Source organism: Streptomyces spirodelae (assembly GCF_017676385.1).
Classification (GTDB): Bacteria; Actinomycetota; Actinomycetes; order Streptomycetales; family Streptomycetaceae; genus Streptomyces; species Streptomyces spirodelae.
This window is the reverse complement of sequence record NZ_JAFFZN010000010.1, coordinates 77,369-100,140: the sequence shown is the minus strand read 5'-3', so window position 1 is coordinate 100,140 and position 22,772 is coordinate 77,369. Positions and strand designations below refer to the sequence as shown.

Below are 22,772 nucleotides of genomic sequence, written 5' to 3'. Positions count from 1 at the left end.
GTCCGCAGCCCGTGTCACGGCGAAGTTCAAGGCGCGCTACGCGACGCTCGGCTTCAGCGCCCAGGCGAAGCTGGACGAGGGGACGAGGGGACGATGTGGGCCGCCGGTGTCGCGCTGACCGAGGGGACGGCCGAGGAAGAGGCGCGGATCGCCGCGCTCGTGAAGCAGGTGGTCGGCTGAGGTGCCCGCACGCCCGGTGAACGCCCGGTCGCGTTGTCGGCGGAGCCGGAACGGCCCCGGCGCCCCACTCTCACCGCACCGGCCGCCAACGGGGTCGTCGTCGCCCGGAAGCCGTGACCGCGCGGGGCGCAGCCGGTGGTTCGGTGATCCCCCTACAGGTGAGGGGCGTGGCCGGCTCCCGCGGGTGGTCCGGGTGTCGGTCGTTCGAGCGGCCCGGGCTCCGGTGTTCCGGTGCGATGTCGGCTGGCCTACGCCTTTGCTCCGACCTCCGCCGCAGTTGCTCCTATGGGGAACCCTCGCCTCCGGGAACCTCGTAGATCAGGCGCTGGAGGGTGAGGAGCGGCCGGCTCTCACAACCCGGGACATTCGATGACAGACTCACAGCGATCGACCAGGCCGCGCCAACCGGACTGGGATGAGCGCACTGTTCCCAGGCGTCGGCGGCGGCTGCGACGGTGGCCCCGATCGAGGGTCCGAGAGGCTGGTGTGGGTACAGCCCGACGGGCCACCAACTGCGCACGGTTCCGACGAGTTGGTGGCCGTGGGCGAGCTGAATGGTCACAGGGGGGCCTTCCGCTGTACCGAACAGGTCACCGATCGCCGCCGTGAGCGCCCTGCCGAGGTCTGCGCCGGTGAGGGGCAAAGCCTGTGTTACCACCAGCGACGGCGTGGCGACCTCAGGTGCAGTGACCGTCGCCGTGCGCATCACGAAAGCGGAGTCCGTCGCCGTGCCGTCGGTCAGTTGCTCGTTGCGACGAACGACCACACTCGCTCTGCCATTCTGCGTCGTGGCGACATTGAGGTGTGGCCAACGGATGCGAAGGGTCGGAGGACCGTCACGGGGGACCGGGTCCTCCGACAGGTAGCGGCGTTCTCCGTTGGCACATCCCTGCCCGGCCTGGTCAAGAGGGCGGAAAGTGCCGTCTGCGGTGCGCCAGGCGACCTCGGGCCAGGTGCCGTTGGGAGACGGCCGGGTCTGGCCGTCGAGCACAAGAGTTACGGCATCGAGCAGCGGAGCGTTGTGAGCGTCCCGGTCCACCCAGCTCACCCTGACCCGGAAGCGGTATGTCTCGCCGCTCATCAGCTCATCCGCAAGCCTTGGCGAGCGGGGTGACCAATGTGCTTCCCAGGCACTGGCGATCGGCTCGATCAGCTCGACGGCGCTGTGGGCGATGTGGTCGCGTGCGCCGGCTCCGTCGAGAGCGGATGGGGACAGCCCCTGGGCGAAGGCGTGCATGGCGTCCCGGACCCGGTCGGCGACGGCGGCGTATCTCCAGAGGGCGACGGCCAGGTCGCTTTCGTCGTCCGTTGTCTCGCACACGGCTGAACTCGGGGTGTTGAAGTTCACGGTGAGCAACACCTCGTCCTGGGCGGCGTGCTCGTGGGAGTAGGTGAGCGCGAACGTCCACAGGGCGGCAGAGGTGAGAGCGGGCGGGGACCCGGCCGCCGAGGTGGGGTCCGCCGTCTGGGCGACGATCAGGGGCGCGCCAGGACGCCGGCGCAGCGGGACGGGAAACCTCGGCGGGTCCAGCTCTGCCCGGACGGCGGACACCGCGTAGGCACCGGTGAGCGGGCGTACAAAGGTGAGCCATCGGCTGGTCTGAGCGCCGTCGGTGGACGGCAGTACCCGCACGTCCTGCTCGAGGGAGCTGATCATGTAGTGGAGCCCTTGTGTGTCGATCCTTGCTCGGCGGGACGGGTCGGCCAGCGTGACGAAGAACGTCGCGAACGATGCGGGCGCCCCGAGGCCGATGCACGTCCCGGTGAGTGTCAGGTCGGCATCGCCTTGATCGACACCCGCCTGCACGGTGGCGTGGAGTCGAGCCGTGGGCTGCGGCGCTTCGGGGTACGGAGTGGTTGCGGTGGTGTCGTACTGCACCGCGAGTGCGACGTCGTAAGCTCTGGCAAGGCTTGTGCCACTTGCACGGCTGAGCAGATCGGCGGCCTCCGCGGCACCAGAGGCGGCATCGCCGCTGTCCGTGCCGACGAGTACCGGGGAAAGACCGGCGGAAAGTGCCCGGCCGAGGCGCCATCGGAGAGCCAGCAGGGCTTTGAGGTCCTGCCTCGACGCGGGGTGGGCGTGCATGTTGGTCGCGTAGACCGGGGACAGGAACAGGTCGAGGTCGGAGAGCAGCCGCCGTGCCCAGGGCTCGACATCGACATCGCTGAAGTTGGTCGGAGCCGATTCTGTGAGTTGCCCGGTCTCGGAGAGCACCGGAAGCGGCACGTCCATACGGCTTTGCGGGTCCGGATACAGCGGGCGGAGGGCAAGGCAGCGCGGTGCCGAGCCCGGAACTCCGGGGTAGGTGACCGGCCCTTTCAGTTCGACTGCGGAAATGCCGTGCGCACCGAAATCCACGGCCCACAGTTCCGGTTCTTCCCCGGACGGGGCCGTTGTCGCCAGACGCAGGTTCGGCAGCGCTGTCAGGAAGCTCTCGGCGAAGGCGTCGAGCGTTCGCGGCTGTCCGTCGGAGACCTCGGTCGGTGCGGGTACGGCGGAGTCCGAGCGTTCGACCGGACCGTCTCCGCCAGGAGTTCTCAGATCAGAGTCAACCGCCGCGAGATCGCGCTGCAGCCGCACCATGCAGGTGAGTGGGAAGGCGGGCGTCGCGAACGGACCGTCGGCGTCACCGACGTTCGCCGAGACCGTCGTCGGTGGGGGTGGCAGCAGCGCGCGGGCGCCGCCCCGGTAGAGCTTGATGTCGCTGTTCGCCTTCAGCAACTGCGGGAGGTCAACCTGAATGCCCCGCGCCGAGAAGCGGGCCAGGACGGCATTGAGAGTGTCGTCGGCGACTGTGACCTCGATGTCGCCACCAGGCGCCGTCAGTGTCACCCCCGGCGCGAGAACAGCGACGAGTGCAGCATTGGCCTGTGCGAACGCCACCTGGTCGGTCCCGTATGCGGCGGCGATGTCGCCGGCGCTCATCGCTGCGACAGAGCTGCCAGTCTTGGGGTGCAGGGAAGCAACCGGACAGACGAGAAGACCGCCCTGTCCCAGGAAGCCGACGACGTCGCTGATCGCAGTCACTACACCGGCGAAGTCGATCCGGCTGTCCTGTTCGTGAAGGCGCCGATGGACCGTGTCGAGCGTGTCGGTGCCGGAAACCGTCGTCGAGCACTCCCCGGCGCCGGTTTCCACAGTCACGGTCCTGCCCGGGACGAGAATCGCCGGCATGTTGCGGTTGGCTTGCGCCAAGGACAACGCGTCGGTGGCGAATTGCCGCGCGAGGACCGTCAGCGTGTCGTCGGCGAGAATCGTGTAGGGAACGCTGACCCCGTCATCCGGAAGCGCCACTGCACCGGGGATCACGAGCGCCCGCGTGGCCGACAGGACGAGCGAGGTGTTGGCGGCGAGCAGCGCGCCGGGACGGGTACCGAGTCTTCTTGCGGTTTGCGCGAGTGTCTCCGCCCCGCTCGGCACGAGCGGGGCAGGGTCCCACTCTCCCAGCGTCAGCACAGTCCCTGGCGGATACAACTGCCGACGGTCGACGTTGGCGGCGGCCACTTGGGCGATCCGGTCGCCGGCGAGGGAGGCGAGCGTGCTGCTCTCCCCAGCCACCGCGTGGGCCGTCCGCAGTTGGGAGCCCGGAGTGAGGATTCCGGGTGCGCTGCTGTTTGCCGCGGCGATCTCGCCGATCGTCGTATCCAGCCCGTTGCGCGCGAACTCGGCCCGGGCGTCTTCCAACGACGCACCCTGCGGGCCGACGATGATTGTGCGACCGAGCACGGTGAGCGGAAAGTGAGCGGCGAGCACCGGCGCGTACGGGTTGTCGAGCGCAAGCTGGGCGGGGCTCGTCCGGTACTGTCCGGCGATCTCCGAGAGTGTCAGTCCTGACGCTTCGCTCCCGATCGTGAACGTGATGGCCGGAACCGTCAGGACAGCTCCTGGAGTGAGCGCCGGCCCGTCGGCGTTTGCGTCGGCGGCGAGCAGCCGCTCGGGCGTCGGCTGTGGAAGTTCCGCCGGTACACGGGCGATGATCGAGGAGGCGGTGTCGCCGAGTTGCACAGTGGCGGTCGCGGCCACGGCAATGCGCTGGCCGGGGGCCACCAGGGAACTCAGCGCCGTATCCGCGTTGACAGTGGCGATCGCCTCCGCGCTTGTACCGAAATCGGTGATCACCTCTGCCAAAGTGGCCGAGCCGGGCGCCGATACCGGCCTGAGTGCTGCGGCAGCGCTCGCGTACAGATAACAGGCCGCCGCGTAACGGATGAGTGGTCCTGTTCCCTCCCGCACCGGTCTCGCCGTCACGCTGACGTCCTTGTGCTGTGGGCTGCTCGCACTGCCCGCATCGGCCGCGAGTGGGGAGACGAGCGAAGCGCTCAATGTCGGCTGGATGAGCTGCAGATAGATCTGGGCGAAGCGGCTCGCCTGGCAGGACGCGGTTTCTGCCGCCGGGCCGGGCGCGGTACCGGGGCCGGGGAGCCCTGCTGCCGGCTGGGGATGGACCGTCACGGAGAGAATCACTTCAAGAGCAGGCCGCGCGACGCTCCATGTGGCGGTCGTCGCCGGCCACGAGCGCGGCCCGATGACAGGGTCGGTGTAGCCGGCCCGCACGGTCACGCGCTTTCCGAACGGCTCCGCGGTGGTATTACCGAGCACATCCTGAAAACCGATGCCGAATTCCACCTCCGAGACAGTACCGTCGGCGCCGAAACCGCGGTACGGATCACTCGTCGGCGACGGCAACCCGGGTACGTCCGGGGCGACCGAGGGCGGGCCGAAGGACGCCACCGGCACCACCTGCTCGTAGCGCCAGTGCCGCACGGGTTCTGTCGGGGTGTCCGTGAGGCTTCCGTGCGGGGCTCTCGCGGCTCGGTCCCGCCTGTGCCGGACCCACAGCGGCAGGGACACTCCGTCCTCGCGCAAGGGGGGCACCGGTGGCGCCGTGCGCGCCGTCCGGTACGTGCCGGAGAGGCTGCTCGTCAGAAGGCTGAACCGCTGGGCGAGGCGCAGCTGGCGCGCGTCCAGCGGCGGCGGGGCATCGTTCGGTGACTCAGGGCGCGGGACCGTGAGGGTGATCCCCGCGGCGCCGGGCGGGAGGACCGCTTGGCGAATGAGCTCTGCGGGCTGGTTGCGGACATCGTGCGCTTCGAGGTACAGCCCCTGCTCCGGGACATCGAGGCCCGGTCCGAGAAGGACGCAGTTGTTGCTTTTCAGCAGAGGGCGGCCGTGGGGTTCGGCCCCCTGCTGGAGGTGCGAGATGCCGATGATCCACAGCGTGACGGTCCCGTCCTGGGCTGCCGTGCCTGGCGGGAGGCCATCGCCCTGCACCGTCTCGAGGTGGAGGAATGTGCCCGGCTGTGCGCTGGTTCCGTGCCAGAGGAGGGTGAGGAATTCAGCGGGTTCGGACAGGCTCGCGGTCACGAGCGCCGGGGGACCGGCCAGTGGGGTATCGGTCGAAGTATCGGTGCGGATAAGGAAGGTCGCCTGTGGTTCGGCGGCCATCACAGCCAGGCCGACCGGGTCTGCGGCACCCGGAACTGACGCGACCGCCAGCGTCACCTGGGTGGCGGTTGGGGCCTCCGCCACGCTAGTGGCAGCTAGTTCCAGCAGGAGGTCGCGATCGGCTTCGGTGGCGTCGAGCAGTTCGTAGACATGCGGAGCCCCTGGTACTCCACGCATCGACAGCGCGGCCCGAGTGGCGAATGTCGAGCCTGTGACCGCCAGGTGCTCTGAAACCCCGGTGGCGTGGGGAGCTGAGAAGAGTTCGAATCGCTTGGTGTCACCGGCTCGGGCCTTGGCGAGTATCGCGGTGGGGAATGGCCACAGTGTCGGATTGCCTCCGACGGTGGCGGACGTCCCGGGAATCGACAGGGCCTCGGCACCCCGCAGCTCGACCCGGTGGTCGAGACCGTAGGTGCGCGGTACCTCGCCAGCGGGGGGGATCGGGTCAGGCCCGCTGTCCGGCCGGATCGTGAGACTCGACGCCGGGTACTGGGCTGCGAGTTCGGCATTGGTCCATGCGTAGTGGATCGTTTCCGCTGCGGAGCCGGGATTCAGCAGCAGCCAGTCCAGACCGCGATCGGTGGGGTCGCTCTTCGCCACGGTCGCGCTGAGCGAGGTGGTGCCGTCCAGCGGCGGCGCCGGAAGCTGCTGGCCACTCAGCTCGGAGAGCGCGGTGAGCGGCCCGGTCGCACGGGCGTGGCCCTCCTCGGTCACGGGCGCCGGTAGCCGGACCCCTTGCAGCAGCGACCTCGACACCTGGTGCGAGATGTCCGTGAGTCGCGCACCGCTGCACGTTTCGTTCACGAGCCGCTCGACGGACTGCGCCGGCAACTGCCTGAGGGTGAGCGGCGTGCCGGGCGTGAACAGCCCGTGAGCCCCTGTCACCTCAGGACGGCTGCCGAGTTCCGCGACCGTCAGGCCGGCTGCGGCGGCGATCGATGCGAGATCCGGACGGCTGGCGTCAGCTGCGAACGGCAGCGAGGCGATCGTCAGCACCGACAGAGGCTCGAGCACCGGTGCGTCGGCGAGCCAACTGGTCAGGGACGCGGTGTCGGTGCAGAGGCGAGAGGCCAGGAGGTCGAGCGTTTCGCCCGGCAGCACGGCCGTCTGACAGGCAGGCACGGTGATTCCGCCGTCCGGCTCGACCTCGGACCGGAACCGGGTCCAGCGCGAATCGTCGTAGGCGTCCGGTGACTGGGCGAGCGACAGGGCGGAGGCGATCCGCAGCAGCGTATCGCCGCGGACGGTGGTGTACCGGGACGTGGCCGTGCTCATCGGCCCGTCCGGTACGGCCAGAACGAGTCCTGGAGGGAGAGGCTCGCCGAGCGGCAGCGGCCGGAGCCGGTCCGCGTTCAGGTCCGCCACCGCCTGGGCGTACCAGTCGGTGTGGGGAGCGCCGAGATCGGCGAAGTAGCGCACGTAGAAGATCCCCGCCACAAGATCGATGTCCGTGGTCCGCGGCACCGGTCCCGAACGGGCCGGCACTGGTACGCCGGCACCCGCGAGCAGCACACGCGCATGCAGCATCGCAGCGTCGGCGATCAGGCGCGTGGGGTCGGCCACGCCGTACAACCGGGTCGAGAGCGTGTTCAGCGAGTCCTGGGCACGGACGTGGACGCGCACGTCCTTGACGTCCACAACGGTGCCCGGTGCCAGGGGCACCTCGGCGTTCTCGATCGCCAGCGCGGGGCCGGTGACACCGACGGTCACGTTCACCTGGTCCCCTGGCGCTGCCGTGCGCAGCCGGTCCTTGAGTGCCGGGTTCAGCGCTGTCAGTTCGGCGACGGTCGCGCCGAGATGGGCGGCGACCGCAGCGACGGTGTCGCCCGGGCGAACGATGTAGGTGACAGTGTCGCGCGGCAGGAGTTCCTCGTCTGCGGCGAGAGCGTCGAGTGTCGCGTCCACCATGGGCACCGGCCGGTCGACGAGGGTGCCGGCAGCCTGCCGGACCGCCTCACGGGTGACCATCAGGCACCAGTCGCAGAAGGTGCGCGAGGCGATCGACTGGTACATGGCCGGGTCGTCATCGGTGGGCTCGGAACCGGTCTCCTCCGAAGTCGCGGAGAAGTTCGCCATGTAGCGGCCCGCGTCCCAGGAGTAGAGCGGCCCAACCCGGTTGTGGAGCGTGAGGTCGCGCTGCTCTCCTGGAGTCGTCGTGATGGACACGAACGGTGGTACGGGCAGTGCCATGGCTCCGGCAGACGGGACACCGACACTCTCTGCGCCGCTGACGCTCAGGAGAATGTTGCGGCTGAAGAATGTCTTCAGGCTGTCGATCGAAAACGGGTCCTGCGTCCATCCCGGGTCGGCGAGTTTGTCCGTGAGCCAGGCGAGGGCGCCGGCGGTCACGGTGCCGGGTTGGCCGTCCCGGACCATCGTCAGCGCGCGGCGCAGCAGCGCTTCGATCAATACGGCAGCGGGCGGCGGACCATCAGGCACCGACTCCGGCGCGGCGGCAGCGTACGCGGTGCGGGCGCCGGCCGGAGATCCGTCTGCGGCGAACAGCGAGAAGGCCACGCGCCATTCGGGGGTCGTGGCCCGGCTTGCCGACGGGCGAACCTCGTCCGCCCAGTCGACCGGAGGGTCGGCGAGGGTGAAGACCGGCAGCAGGTACGCGGACACCGTCCTCGGTTCGGCGAATACCCGCACGGCGCCTTCCCACGCCGCCTCCGCGCGCTGCTCCTCGGATCGTGCGGCTGTGATGGCGCGCTGCACGGCGGGGACTCGGGCCGGTGAGCGGAGCAGTGGCGCGTGCATCGGTTGCTCGTCGGCGAGTGCCCAGGGCGGCGGGGTATCGGAGCCGATCTCGAAACTGGCGCGGTAGGTGGCGCTGAAAGAAAAGGAGACCGACATACCGAGGATCTCGAGTTCGGCCTCGGCGTCGACGCCGACCTCGAACACGATGCTGGTCGCGCGGTATGCCTCCAGCACTACGCTGATCTGGGCATATGCCTCGATCGAGACCGACGCCTTGATGACCGTGAAGTCGATCCGGCCGTAGAGCCGGCCGTGAACCGCCGCGAGGCCCTGGACGTGGTGGTACAAGGCCGTGCTCGTGCGGCTCTCTGGCCGGTACCAGGCCAGTACTCCTTGAAGGGCCGCCTCGACCTGCACGTAGATTCCGCCCGACAACGGGCCGAGACAGATGTCTTTGCCGACCCCGACCGCCACTCCGATGCCGAGCTCCAGCACTGGCGAGAAGGTGCCACCGACGATGGCCGGCACTCGGCGGGAGGTGGTGCCGTCGAGTGCGCCGAAATAGATCCCGCCGCGCCCGATGAAGGGGAACAGCTCGACCGAGAACGAGCGCCCGAAGTCGCGGTCGTGGGGGAAGCCGAGGTCGATGAGGAAGTTGCCGTTGGTGTAGATCTCGACGACGGCGACGCCGAGCGTGAGTGACACCCCGCCCAGTTCGATGTGCCGGAACGCCTCCGGCAGGGACAGCTCACTTCTGAACACGCCGACGCCGGTGGCGAGCCGGTTGTACAGGACCTCGAACCGCAGACCGTCGAGAGAACCGGCGCGGTCGCCGCGGAGCCCGATCGAGAGGCCGTACAGATCGGGGTCGCTGAAAACGAATGCGAGGTCGACGGTTTCCATCACCGACAGGTCGAGGGCCGCCAGCCAGCCTGCCGCAGGGTCGAATGCCATCGTCCCGTCGCCGACCGGAGACAGGTCCGTGGGAGGCTTCGGGCGCATGTTTGCGCCCAGCCGCTCGATCGCTTCACTGACCGTGGCCGGCGGGGCTCCGGGCAGCCGGATCCGCTGGCCGAGCGCCAGGTACCGGAGCTCGAGCAGATGAGATCCCTTCCCGGGGATGTCCGGCGGCGTATCGTGCGCGACGTCCCATGTCAACGCGTCCGCACCCTTGTACGGTCTGCCGAGCAGCTCACCCGAGACGGTCAGGTCGACACTGTTCGTCCTGGTGTCGAAGCACACCCCGAGGGTGTCGAGATGGAGCAGCATCAGATCGGCATCGACGGTGTAGACCAGCTCGACCAGCGACTCGGTCGGGTCGATCGTCAGCCTGAAACGCGACAGGTCGATCGCGAGCAACTCGTTCCACGGCGGATCGAGGTGGAAGCCGAGCGTGGGCGCGGCCAGATGCACCAGTTGCTCAAGGATCTCACCGAGCGTGATACCGCCCAGTTCGATTGTCACGACGCGGTGGGCCTCGTACTCGCCGTGGGGCTGCCGCCAGGAAGCCGTCGCCAGCAGCCACACCTCCCCGAAGCGAAGTTTGAGGGCGTAACTCGGTTCACTGATGCCGATGTCGCCCGTCAGTTCAGCCGCCAGCCGGTTGATCTGCAGGTTGGCCCTCACCCGACCGGTGGGGCCGCCTTCTCCCTCGGCCGCCAGCTCGATCTCTGCCCCGGCCGCCACGTCGACGCTCGTGTCGAGGATCTTCAGGGGGAACCGAGCGGCCAGCGCACCGGCCAGCGACCAGGTGCCGTGGCCCGTATCGATCCGCCCCTGGAGGCGTTCGACGCGGAGGGCGTCGAACGCCTCCGGAGGAGTGCCCCCGCACGTTACTCTGACCAGGTCTCCGACGGTCGGCGCCGGTCCTGGTGCCAGGCCGCCGGAGAACACCCAGCCGGAGCCGGTTCCGGGCGGAAGTTCGGCGTCGAGTGCCAGTACGGCCAAGGGGTCGCTGTCGGGCCCGGCCGGGGTCTGACTCCGGAGCGTCAGCAGGCCGCCGATCCCGCCGCTGACCACCGACTGCTGTGCAGCGAAGTGCAGGTGAAGCTCCGTCAGGTACAAGCCGTTGAAGAAGGGCAGTGGCCAGTCGGCGTTGAGCGTCGCCGAGGCGCCGTAGGTCTGCTCCGACGGGTCGGCGAGGATGCTCAGCCCGGTGATCTTCAAGCCGTCAGGGACGGGTGGGGCGAACCGGCCCAGCAGCGTGTGGAACGCGGTCGCCACATCGATCGGGGTGTCCTCACGCAGGCTTCCGGTGAGCACGAAATGGGGGAGTGTTCCGGCAAGGTCGAGCGTGGGCGCCTCCTCGCCGTCCCCGAAGACGATCGAGCCGAAGACGCTGCCAGACAGGACATTCGTGGTTGTCCCGTCGCCGAGTTGCGGCCGCGCCAGCAGCCAGCGCGTGCCGACGTCGGTCAGCCGCAGGCCGGGGACCGGTGGCCGCCACGGCTCCGGCGATTCGACGGTGACCGCAAGAGTCCGCAGCCGGTCAGGGACCAGTGAGCCGTCCTGGCGGCACACCACCGCCTCGACCTCGGTCAGGCGGAAGGTGTCGAATCCGTGCATGGCCGGGGGCACTGTCAACGCCCCGGCCGGCAGGTCGAAGAGTGCGGTGATGGCTGCCAGCCCCCCGCTGAGCGGGGGGCGGTCTTGCGGCTGGGCACTCAGGAGCCAGGTCGACTCGGAGACCTGCAGGGGTGCCTGCAGAGTCACAGTGACCGCATCGGCCAGGCGCACGGTGCCAAGCAGATCGATCTCGCTGAACGACTCGCGCTGGGACACCTCCGGGCTGAGCCCTTTGACCGTACGCAGACCGATGCCGAGATCGTGCACGGTCACCAGGGGAAATGTCAGGTTTGAACCTGGCGCCAGTGCGCGGAGGTCGAGGCTGGGCGACGGGTCGTTGTCGTCCTCGCCGCTGAGCACGAGGGTTCCGCTCAGGTCCAGCGGCCACGGCGACAACCACCCGGCGTATTCGGCCAGTGGCCCTGTCGGCAGCAGCCGACCGTACAGCCGCAGGGCACCGGCACCGCTGCGAGCGACGATCACGGCTGCCTTGACGGCGACTTGGGCCAGGGGTGAGGCTTCGGTCCACGAAATGCCGAGTACGTCGTCAGGGGAGATCAGTGCGGGCGGTAGGTGGGGAAACGTGCTTCCTACCGTCCAGTTCTCCGCCGTGATCGCCAGGGCGAGTTGGAAATCCACGCGTGTGTCGGTGGCGGTTGCGGTGAGCGTCGCACGGACCGGCACTTCCGGAAGCGCGGAGCCCGGGAGTCCGTAGAGTCCGTTTCCAGTGAGCGAGACGGTGTCACGGGTGCGGTTGAGTGCCGTCTCGGTGAGCTCGCAGGGTCCGGCGACGCGCAATTGCGCCAGCACTTCGCCCAGCGGCGTCAGCGCCGGCTGCTGGGCGGCCGCAGCGAGGTCGATCACCTGGTGGGGAGCTTCGCCTTGCAGATTGGCGCGCAGAGTTGCGTAGACGTCGTCAAGGGCATCGGCGGGGCTCATGGCAGTTGACGCAGTCGGGACGGTCCAGGCGGCGGAGGGGTGTGAGGCGGGGGGCATTCCGCCGGCGGAGGTGCAGGTGGAGGTTCAGCCGAGTCGGTATCCCGCAGCGGGGCGGAGGGGAGGACAACGATCCCTTCGGACGGCAGAGGCCCGTGCACCGCCTCGACTGCTGCCCAGTACTCGGCGTGTGCACCGGTGCGCTCGACTGCGACTTCCATCTTGGTGGTGCCATCCCCCATGACGAAGAACGCCCATGAGATCGCTCGCGGAGGTACAGGTTTGAAGACGGTGCTCTTCTCCTCGCGAGCCTCCCAAGGAAAAGCGTCCGGGATCGGTCTGCCGGTGGGTGGGGCGAAATAATCGGTCGTGTATACGTTCTCGGTGGTACGGGCCGTGTACCACCTTTCGGAGACGGGCCACCGGGAGTGGGGCGATGTGGCCGCACCGGACGAGACCGAGAGCGTGCGCTCAGGGAAGTAGGCGGTGTAGAAGTGCTGGTTCGTATTTTGCAGAGCATTGTCGATGTACTGGGGATCACTGAGCAGGTTGCCGCCGAAATCTTTGATCACTCGCGCTGCAGGATGCCGGAATGTGCTCTTCTCGCCGGCACTGGCGGAAATTGTGTCCGCATTGACCAGTTTTGTGAATTTCTGGACTACGCACTTGCCCGCGTCGGACTCTGCGCCCGATCCCGTCAGGTCGTAGAGAGTGGTGTCGCTTCCGTGGTGCGGGAGGGTAATCATGTACGTGGCGCCGCCCAGTTGCTTTTTGACGTCTTGCCGGTCGAGCAGTTCGTTGCAGTGGGCGAGCGTCAGTCCTGTCGCGTCGCCGGTGGCGATGATCTTCTTGCCTGCGAAGTCCGCGACGACCACGATGGAGCGGGTGTTGATCGCGAAGCCTCCGTCCGGCAGTTCGGCGCGTAGGCGCTTGCGTCCAACGAGCGGGATCTTTTCTGCATCGGTGTTCGCGCTCAGGGCCCACAATTTGATCTTGCCGCCGATGGTTGCCAGCGGTGTCCAGGTGGACGATTTCCCGCTGAAGGAGCTGAAGTTGTTGTCGAGTTGGGTGAGGACGCTGTCCTTGCCTTTGGGGCGGTAGGCGTCGAGCTGGTAGAGGAAGTTTTGCTGCTTCCCCTTCTGGTATTTACTGAAGACTCCGCCGAAGATCACCTTTTTGATCGTCAACACCTTTCTTGCCTTCGGTTTTTCCCGCGGGGTGGCGAAGTGCTCCAGTACAGACGGGATCAGGTTGACGTGGTCGGAGTCCGAATGAGAGAGGATGACCGCGTCGAGTGAAGTGCTGCCGTCCATTTCCGACAGCTGCTCGGAGACCCAGGCCGCCGCCGGTTTGCCGGCCTTGGTCTTCCACTGCTCGGACCCGATGTCGACGATCGCCGCAGCTGTCAGGGAATCGTCGTCCTCGCGCAGCTCGATGTAGTTCGCACTACCCTGGCCGACATCCATCACGCAAAAGCGCATGTAGCTCATCGCGGCAGCTCCCCCCCGGTGTGCTTGTCATTCGCATACGCCGCGTACCAGCCGACCACGTTGCGCTTCTCGTCGCTGCTCGGGCCGAACAGCACCAGGTCCGTGGTTCCAGGAGGAAACGAGAGGCCGAGTGCTGACAGGCCCAGGCGGTGCAGGCGAAGTGCATAGCTGCGTACGCCGGGAGTGATTTCGGCGGTTTCAAACCGAAGAGAGCGGAATCCGAGCTTCAGTACGCCCTGCAACGGCCAGGAGAACGAGCCGTTGGCGTAGCCGGGGAGCTTGAGACCGAGAAATGCGGGGCAGGCGCCGGGCTCGGTTGCGGGGCCCCATGCGGCCAGGAGATCGAGCGTGAGCGGTTGTCCACCCGTCAAGTCACCGAGGGTGCCGAGATCGAGTACGTACAGGAGTCCGAACCATGGCCCGGGAAGCGGCTGCTGTTCCAACTGAGCGTCGACAGGGGCGTATCCAAGGTCCTCGGGCCGCTGCTGAGTGTCGGATGCGGCGAATCCTGCCAGACGCACCGGGAAGCGCGACACGAGCGAGTTCGCCCGTGCGTTGCTCTCAGCCGCGTCGAGCGTGATAGCGGTGAGGTCGGTGGAGAACCGAGGACGGGTGGCCGGTTCGAGTGGCGTGGTCATGTCGACCGCGAGGCCGTCGAACCGCAGCCAGCCGTCGCAGGACTCCTTCCCGACGGTTGGTCCGTAGCCAAACGGGTCGAACCGTGGGAACTCGATCATCCGCAGCTTGCCCCCGAGCAGGAACCGCGTGGTGACTTCTCCCGGTCCGGCGGAGCCCTCACGCGCCAGGACCGACACCGACGAGATGTCGATGGTGTCGAGCACCGTCGCGCCGGCGCCGTACCTGTTGACCCCCTCAAGCGTGAAGTCGCACGTGGGAGGCCCATTGTTCGTGGTGAGGAGGCTGCCGGCCAGAACCAGGTTGTTGCCGTGTGCGGGTTCGAGCTTGGTCAGTTCCGCGCCGAGCAGTTGGTTGACCATCAGTTCGACGCGAGCGGTGAAGCCGGCCAGTGCGGCGTTCGAGAAACGAGCGGTCAGCCGGAGCGTCTTGAAAGCGAACGGCACCGGATGAGGATCGCTGGGATCAAGGGTCAGGTCATACGGATCCCGGTAGTCGATCAGCCCGAAAGCAGCAGTCTGCCCTAGAGCAACCGAGCCCCCCTCCATCTTGACAGGGGTGGCCGAGAAGCCGATGTGATGAGCGTAGAAAGCGCTGTGATCGACGCCACCGGCGAGAAACTGGAGTGCTTCGGGCAGTCGGCCGGCCTCAACCGGAGCGTTCACGAACAGCACCCCGTTCCAGCCGGGGTCGGCGACGACGTCCCGGTAGAAGGCGACGTACGGGTCGTCGCGCTGCACGGTCGGGTCCTCCATGCGCGCCCTGGCGGTGGTGAAGATCGAGCGCAATTCCGCCTGTGTGCCTTGTTCCCCCGTCACCGGAAGGCGTGCGGCCTCTCGCCAGGTCCATGCGCCCGTGTCGTCGACCAGCTTTTCGAGACTGCGGTGGGCGAACTTCAGCAGCATGATCGTGGGGGCGTCCTCGGGTGTCGGCATGGACCGTTGGCCACGCCAAGCGCGGGGCGCCAGGTCAACTGCCCAGCCGGACATCACCGCTCGCAGCAGACCGCCGATCTGAGTGAGCAGCGCCACGTGGTCCGGAGCGATCGACTGGATCTCGGAAACGAAGGCATGCTCGTCCTCGAACCGCTTCGGTACCCCGCCGGGAATCACTCTGGCGCGAAGTTGCTCGACGACCCCCTCCGGCACACCGCGGGCCGTCGCTGTCCGCAGGCCGACCTCATCGAGCAGGTAGGGGACCGATGAGTCGGACAAGTACGTGTCCGGGTCCGCGACGACCATGAACAGCTCGGCCGACGACAACGCCGTCCGCATCTGCGGACCCAGCGATGTCAGCTCCAGCCGGGGCTGGGGCGTGGCGGGCATGTTCGCGACGACGAGCGAATCGATCTGCCGGCTCTGGACTGTGACCAGCAGCCCCTGCGGGGTGACCGCCTCCGTGCCGCCTCCCGGGTCGCGGTGCCCCGTCGGGGCGATGCCGATCGTGCGTCGGCGTGCAGCTGCGAGTGCGGCGTCGACACGCAGCGCAAGCTCCTGCTCGGAAGCGTCGGCACCGGCCGGTAGCGTTGCCGGGACCGTCTCCGGCGCATGCCCTGTGCCCGCGGCCCATGACGGCAACGTCGCAGCGGGAAGTTCCAGGTAGCTGAGGAAACCCGTCGGCAGCACTGAAGAGTGCGCGTCGTGAAGGGAGGCTTGGGGCGGCTGTGCGTAGTACGGCAGTCCAGGCGCGGCCGAGGAGGTCGGCAGGACGGTCATGTACGAGGTGACGGCCGCGTCGTTCAGCAGCGGGGTGTCGGAGCTGTCCGGGGGCTGCTGCGGCGCGGCACCGGGAACCATCGCCGGCCGACCCGGGGCGAAGAAGACCGTGCCCTGACCTGCGGGGAGCAGTACGTACTCCTGCGCCGACCCACCGAACATCACGCGATGCCCGGTGGCACCCGGCGGCCCGTCGACCTCGAGAGTGAACGCGCCCTCGGGGCATAGGTGGTAGGTGAACGCACTGCGGTCGCCGCACGTCAGTGGTGAGCGCCCGAAGGCGAGCGCCGCCGGGCGCAGTGGTGGCCCGGCAGCCCTCGGGGTGAGTGTGGTGACATGGCCATTGCTGGTACGCAGGGTCGCGGGCAGCATCGGCGCGGGGCCGGCGCCCTGGTCGTCGAAGAAGCCGAGCCTACTGCGTGCGGCACTGAGCGGGTGCGTGGGATCGAAGCTGAGGTGCAGGCGGACAGCGGCCGCCCCCTGCGCCATCACGCTCATCCCGAGTGTGTCGACGCCGTCCCCGCTGCACCCGTCGTTCCGGGGCGCTGCGAAGCACAGCTGCGTCCGCAGTGCGGCCAGCCCGTCACCGTCTCCGCCCTGGAGGGTGATCGCGGCCCGCAGGCAGCCCACCGTGGGGCCGGCGAACGGGAGCCAGCTGGTGGTCGGGTCAGCGGCGAACGATCCGCCGGGCGCGGCCATGATCAGTGCGGTGAACGCCACTCCGGACCCCAGGCTGCCCGGAGCCTGGCACAGACCCGTTCCTCGCGGGAGTTGCACAGCGTATTCACCGAGAGCCAGCACGGCGGTGCGAAGCACGTTCCAGGCGATCGACGGACCCTGACCGCTCCATGCGCACTGCACAGGCCAATAGCGCCACTGGGAGTCCAGATCGTTGGGATTCTCGATCCACAGGATGCGTACGTGGCCGCTCGGCGACAGACGTTTCAGCATCCCGGCCAGGGAGCCTGAGAACGCCATCAGCGACGTCGGCTCGGCACCCAGGAACACATAGCAGCCCCCGGCGTCCTGCCACGCCTGATCGAGAGTCATGGTCTCGCCGGGCGCGACGCGGTCTGTAGGGAGGTATCCGGCCCAGAACGGTACCGGGGCGTCGCCGACGCTCGACAGGACGTACAGCCGCGGCACGGAGACGACCTGTTCGAAGGTCGGAACGGGCGTCACGGCTGCCTGCCCAACGACAGGCGGTCGCCGTGCAGCAGTGGCAGAGACAGCGCGTCCCGCTGGTCGAAGGTCTTCAGTCCTCCGTAGTCCAACCGCACCCGTTCATGACCGGCGACGTTGTAGCCGCCAGGGTCGAGCACCGACGGCCCGAGCGCTCGCTCCAGCGTCAGGCCGAGCAACTCGGTCGCCGCGCGCGGCGGACGGCAGCCGAACCGGTCGAGGATGTTTCCGACGGTGGTGCCCACCGGGACCACGTGCTGGGCGCCGTCGATCGTGACGCGGATCGCCAGCTTCAGCACACTTCGCCCACGGAAGTACGCGACCGCGACACCCGGGCCGGGCACCGGCTCGCTGTTGGTGATGGCGCTATAGCTCGCGGCGGCCGCGATCGTGAAATGGCGTTGCGGCCGGGTGTCCGCCGGCGGTGTGGTCGGTTGCACCTGGGCGGGGAAGAACAGGCGGTAGAACGGCTGCCGGAAGGTCGGATGGTAGATGTCGGCGGCTTCGGCGGCACCCGACTGCTGCCCGTCCGCGCACTCCGGAGGGGAGACGGTGATCACGCCGTTGGCGGTGAGCCAAGAGAGGAAGGAGTCGAAGCCGAGCAGCCAGGCGGCATCGCCCGGTTGGGACGCGCCGTCGAGGTAGTCGGCAACCTCGTAGTCGAGGCCGGCGCCGTTGGCGTAGCCGGACGCGTAGGCAGGCGTGCGGCCGGAGGGCATCAAGTCGAACTCTGCAGAGCCGACACGTAGCACCATGCCCGGCCGCAGATCTGCGGAACTGCCCGTAGGGGAAAGGCCGTAGGCATACAGCAGTGTTTCGGCGAAAGTCTGGGGCATCAGCCTCGAGAGGACCTGCTGGAGCTGGACGATTCCCCACGGGGTGGCGCCCCGTTGCTCGGCACTCGCCAGCAGCTCCGTGTAAGCGCGCCACACGCCGGAACGGATCGGCTCGGAGCCGGGGAAGCCGAGAGCCTCACCACCGATCGTCAGCACGTAAGGGAAAGCTGTACTGCTGACGCGGTCGTCGTTGGCCGTGATGTGCAGTGCCGGCTTGTCGCCACCCTTGCTTGGTGGAATCGGCAGACCGTTGAGCGGCCCGATCTCGGGCAGATAGGCGGTCGTCGGGGCAGGGTTCACAGCAGGCGTCGAGGCGCGGCACACACGCGGCTGGCCATCGCTGCGCAGGTAGATTCCGGGACTGAACAGCGGCTGTCTGACCGGGGGACCGGTGCTGTACCCCCGCCGGACCTGGAGTGCGATCTGCCAGTCGCCCGTGTCGTCCGACAACGTGATCGGGAGGCGGACTGCTCGCGCGCTCGCGTCGAGATCGGCATTGGCTGCGGTCTCCTGCCGGCTTCTCTCGATGACGCTCGCGCGGTAGCCACTGTGGGCACCGAAGCTCGGTGCCTTCCACGTCAGAAGGGCGCTGACACCGTTGTAGTCACACGTCAGCCGCTCGGGGAGGGCGGTCAGAAGCTCCGTCGCCAGGCCGTAGGGACCGATCAGCACGACAGACGAGACCGTTGCGTGTGCGCGGACGGCAACACTGAGGTCCCACGGATCGGCGATCGTGTCAGCCGGGAGAACGGCCGTGGCAGCCGGGGTGTGGACCGGAGCGCCGAGAGGGGCACCGCCGCGAAAGAGCTGCACTTCGTAGCCTTCGGCCGGTGGACGGGTGACCGGGGTGAAGGCGACCTCGGCCGCCCCCGTCAGGGGATCGACGGCGATGCTCGTGACCGAAGGCGATGCCAGCGGCACGGGGACGGGTTCGCTGACCGGGCCGGTGACGTCCCCGAGGGTCGGCCGGACGGTGACCCACGCGTTCTCGTCCGGGACCGAAGGCATCACCATGTCGGTGTCGGTGTCGGTGCACACACGTTCCATCAGCACGTTCCGGGTGTCCGAGACCGTGACCAGGTAGCCGGTCGGCCGCGGTCCGCTTGCCGGCGCGGTCCAGACGACATTGAGCGCGGGGCTGTCGAACGTGACGGAGGTGATGACCGGGGGAGCGAGCAGCGCCGGGAGCGGGCTCGTGGGAGGGCCGGTCCCGGCACCGGCGGCCGCGGCGACCGCGACGGTGGCTCCGAGGGGTACGGGATCGAGCCGTGTCGACCAGGCGTTTCCGCTGACGCGGAACCGCCGGCATTCCTGGCCTTGAACCGCGAGGGTCACGAGCGCACCGTCGATGCGCGGGTCGCCTTGGAGTTCCCAGGCGGCGGACAGGACATCGGCAGTGAAGTCGAGGCGGGCCCGGGGCGTCGAGTGGACGACCGGGGCGGGCAGACCCGGTGGCCCGAGCGCGGCGACGACCCGGGCGCGCAGGGCGATCGACGAGCCGCGCGGCGTGCCCTCCGGCAGAACGATCCGGGTGGGGGAGGACGCGGCGTCGACCTCGGGCAGCGCTGTGGCGGCGCCGCTGGTGATGAGCAGAGGCACCAGTCCGTCGGTCCCGGTGGGCGTGGTGAAGGCCGCCGTGACGACGCGGCCGGTCTCGTCGGCCGTGAGTGCCAGGGTCGGCGCTGCCGTGACGAGTGGGAGCGTGGCTGGCGGCCCGACGGCAATGCCAGCGCGCTGAGTGACCGCGACCGCGTAGGAGCCCTCGGACGCGGCCGAGAACGGCAGGACCGCGGTGCTGCCCCGTACCTCGGCTTCGATGCCCGGCCCGGTGCCTTTCACCGTGACCACCGACATCCCCGGCGGCGTCCAGACAACTTCGAGTCGGTCGCCGTCGTAGCGGGCAGCGCTGATCGTCGGCCTCGTGGTCGGTGTCCGTACCTGCCCCGACCACGGGCCGGTCGCACCGTCGATGCTCACGCGCGCGGCGACCGTCACGGTTCCGGCGGCCGGGACATCGAATGTGGCGACGCCGTCGGTGGCGACCGGGCGCGTTGCTGCCCTGACCCCGTTGACCCACAATCCGGCGGTCAGTGCCACGTTGGACGCGCGGAGCGCGTCAGCACTGACCCTCACCGCAAGATTCGAATCGCACTCGACCGCAGTGACCTCGGGCGTGGCGAGGACGACACCGACGCTCGCGACCGGACCTGTGGCCTGACCGGTGATCGCGCGTGCGGTGAGCGTGTACGCAGCCGCGTTCTCGACCGGTCCGCCGAACGGCAGGGTGAGCGTTCTACCGTCCGCCGGCGCCGGGACTGTGGCACGCGCGGCCTCGATGCCGTCACGCAGAAGCGTCAGCGCGTAGCTGTCGGGCAAGGGCGCACCGCCGGGTGCGGTCGCGGTTACCTGCAGGCTGCGGCCGTCGAATTCGGGCACTGAGAGAACCGGTGCGGTCAGGATCACGGTGGCACGGGCGGACTCCCGGCCGGCGGCGCCACCGGCACGTGCGGTGACCGCGACGGTGCAACGCGCGCCGGGATCGCATTGTTCGGTGGACAGGAGCGCGGTCGTTCCGGCGACGGCGGCGGTCGCGGCAGGCGTGCCGTTCCTGTACAGCGTCGCGAGATACTCGCACGCGCCGAGGACGGGGGACCACGAGACCTCGACACTTCCGGTCGCGCATGTCTGCACGGCGGTGATCGTCGGCGCCTGGCGCAGAACCGTGAGCCTGTTGCCGACCGGCCCCTCCGTGCAGTTCCCCGTGGCCCGCAGCCCCACGGACACCGGTACCAGAGGGTCGCTTGTCACCTGAGGGATCGGGACCCGTGGCTGCTCCGTGCTGACCACGGCCGTTTGCGGTGGCCGACCAGGGCTCGTGAAGACGGCCTGAAGTCCGGTGACGGCGCCGCGGGGTGCGGTCGGACCGGTCCATGTCAGCGCGATGTCGGCGTCGGTCACAGCCGTGGACTGGAGGACCGGAGCGTCCGTCAGCAGGGTCGGCCCAGTGGAAGCCAGGCATTCCGAGACACCGGCGATCGCGTCGACCTGGAGAGTCGTACACGCTGCCGGGTCGATCGGCGTGGTCGGAGTGAGCGTCCCCGAAAGTCCGGCGACGACGGTGCTACCGAGCAACTCTCCGGCGCGGACGATCGAGAGCCGGTACGCGGTGGCGACGGCGGAGCCAACTGCTCCCTCCGCCCATGCCCATGCGGCGGACAGCCTGCGGCCGTCCCAGGTGGCAGTGGTCACCGAGGGCAGCGTGGAGATCAGCGCGGTCCGTGCGGCCGGTGAGGAACCGGTCGGGCCCGTCGCCGTGACCGACAGCGTCAGCGCGGTCGTAGGACTGATCAGGGCGGATGGAACGGTCACTTGAGCGGAGGTGCCGGGCAGGTTTGGGAAGACGGCCGGCTCTCCGGTGCTGGGCGTGACGACGAGCGTGGTCCTGGTACGAGCTTCAACCGGGACGTCGGGCAACGCCCATGAAACCGTGAGCGATGTTCCGTCCAGCGTTGCCGAGCGGATCGCGGGAGCGGTCGCGATGACGGGTGAGGACGGGCCGAGCGGGCCGCTGACCTGGACGCCCTCCGCCGGTCCGAGCCCCTGCGCCCGAACAACGAGCCCTGTCGTGACGATCCCTTCCTCGTAGGGAATTTCCACGATCGGTGTCTCGCCCGCCTCTACCGGAGCTGAGCGTGCTACCACGACACCTTCGTGCTCAAGCAGGGCTGCGTAGCGGGCGATGCCCGCGGCCTGCGGCGGAGGCGCGATCGTCGCCCGAATCTTGTCGACGGCGACCTCGACCGTGCTCACCGCCGGTGCGGCCGAGATGAGCGGGGCGGCCGGCCCGGCAGGTCCCCGGCTGGGAAGGGGGAACGCGCTCCAGCGCAGCGCGGCCGAGTAAGCGACGGCCGGATTGAGCGGCACCTCCACCGTGAGGGCGCCGTCGCCGCCCGGAGCCTCGGCGACGGTCGCATCGCACTGCGTCACCAGCAGAGTGGCCACGCTGCTGTGCGGAGGGGCTGTGGCGTTCCAGGCGACGGTCAGGAACCGGCCGTCGTAGTCGGCGCTCCCGAGCGCGGTGCCGGTCGCGATCACGGGCATGCCGGTGCTCGCGGCTCCCTGAGCGACGCCACGCAGGCTGGCCACGGTGACGGTGTACGCCGAGCTTGCCAGCAGGGGCGGAGTGGGAGTGAACTGGCAGCTGGTGGCCCCGGGGCCGGAGACCCCGCGCACGATCTCGCCAGCGGCCCTCACATCGATCTGGGCGCCTGTCGGATACGGCGGGCCCGGCTGGTTCTCCCAGCGAAGCGCGAGCTTGTCCCCGTGCCAGCGGATATCCGTGACGGTTGGTCCCACAACAGGTACTTCGACTGCCGGGCCGAGTGGACCGCGTACGGTGTCCTGGAGCCAGAACGGCCGCACTACCCAGTGTTTTGAGGGGTCGAGTGCCGCGTCGAGCGCGATCTGCACCACGAAGCCAGACGTACCGACCTGTTGCGCGACGGGCTCGCCGTCTCCGTACAGGATTGTTCCGGGAAGGCAATCGCCCGGAACAGGCGTGTCGAGGACTGCCCGCAGTCGGCTCCCGTCCCGGTCGTAGACGACAGCTTTGAGGGTCGGCGCGACCGTCACCAGCGATTCGCTCATCGCAGGACCGGTCGAGGTGCCGAATGCCGCGCTCGCCCTGAGCGTGTATGTGCGGGAGGAATCGAGCGCCTTCGGCAGCGCCAGCGTTCCTGAGGTGCCGAACAGCAGCTCCTGCGCGATCGGATCTCCGGTGTCCTCGGCTACCGTGACGCGCGCTCCGTTGACGAGGTCCGTCTCCGGCAGTTTCCAGCGCACCGATACCGCAAGCGCGCCGTCGTAGTCGGCTGCCAGCGACTGCAGACGGCCGATGACGAGTGTCAACGGTGTGCCCCAGGCGCCCGGGGTCCCGTCGTCGACGGCTGCCACGACTTGGTGGACGGTTCCGGCAACGAGGGGTGCCGGAAGTGTGACCGAGCCGCATACGCCGAAGACGGAGCGCTCCTGGGCGAGAACTCGGCCGCCCTTCAGCACAGCCACGGTGAAGCACGTGGCGCCTGGCACG

4 protein-coding genes and 1 pseudogene are annotated in these 22,772 nt (G+C 68.8%); 1 reads left to right on the top strand and 4 read right to left on the bottom strand.

Features of this window, described 5'->3' with window-relative positions:
* Positions 1-22: 22 nt before the first annotated feature.
* Positions 23-180, top strand: a pseudogene (locus tag JW592_RS33585) (DUF1801 domain-containing protein); the annotation flags it as partial.
* Between the two features lie 283 nt (positions 181-463).
* Here JW592_RS33585 and JW592_RS13200 read toward each other — a convergent pair.
* Genes JW592_RS13200 through JW592_RS13185 form a run of 4 tightly spaced genes read right to left on the bottom strand, consistent with a single transcriptional unit; the run spans position 464 to position 22,771 of the window.
* The gene (locus JW592_RS13200; protein WP_209265227.1) at positions 464-11,827 is read right to left on the bottom strand and encodes a LysM peptidoglycan-binding domain-containing protein; all 11,364 of its coding nucleotides are present in this window, start codon (positions 11,825-11,827) and stop codon (positions 464-466) included.
* Positions 11,824-13,314: a ComEC/Rec2 family competence protein gene (locus JW592_RS13195; RefSeq protein WP_209265226.1), complete on the bottom strand. Its 1,491-nt coding sequence runs from the start codon at positions 13,312-13,314 to the stop codon at positions 11,824-11,826. The genes JW592_RS13200 and JW592_RS13195 overlap by 4 nt, the downstream gene beginning before the upstream one ends.
* Positions 13,311-16,847: a hypothetical protein gene (locus tag JW592_RS13190; protein WP_209265225.1), complete on the bottom strand. Its 3,537-nt coding sequence runs from the start codon at positions 16,845-16,847 to the stop codon at positions 13,311-13,313. Before JW592_RS13190 ends, JW592_RS13195 begins: the two co-directional genes overlap by 4 nt.
* Positions 16,844-22,771 carry a hypothetical protein gene (locus tag JW592_RS13185; RefSeq protein ID WP_209265224.1) on the bottom strand — a complete coding sequence of 1,976 codons (5,928 nt, stop codon included), beginning with the start codon at positions 22,769-22,771 and terminating at the stop codon, positions 16,844-16,846. The genes JW592_RS13190 and JW592_RS13185 overlap by 4 nt, the downstream gene beginning before the upstream one ends.
* Position 22,772: the final 1 nt, after the last annotated feature.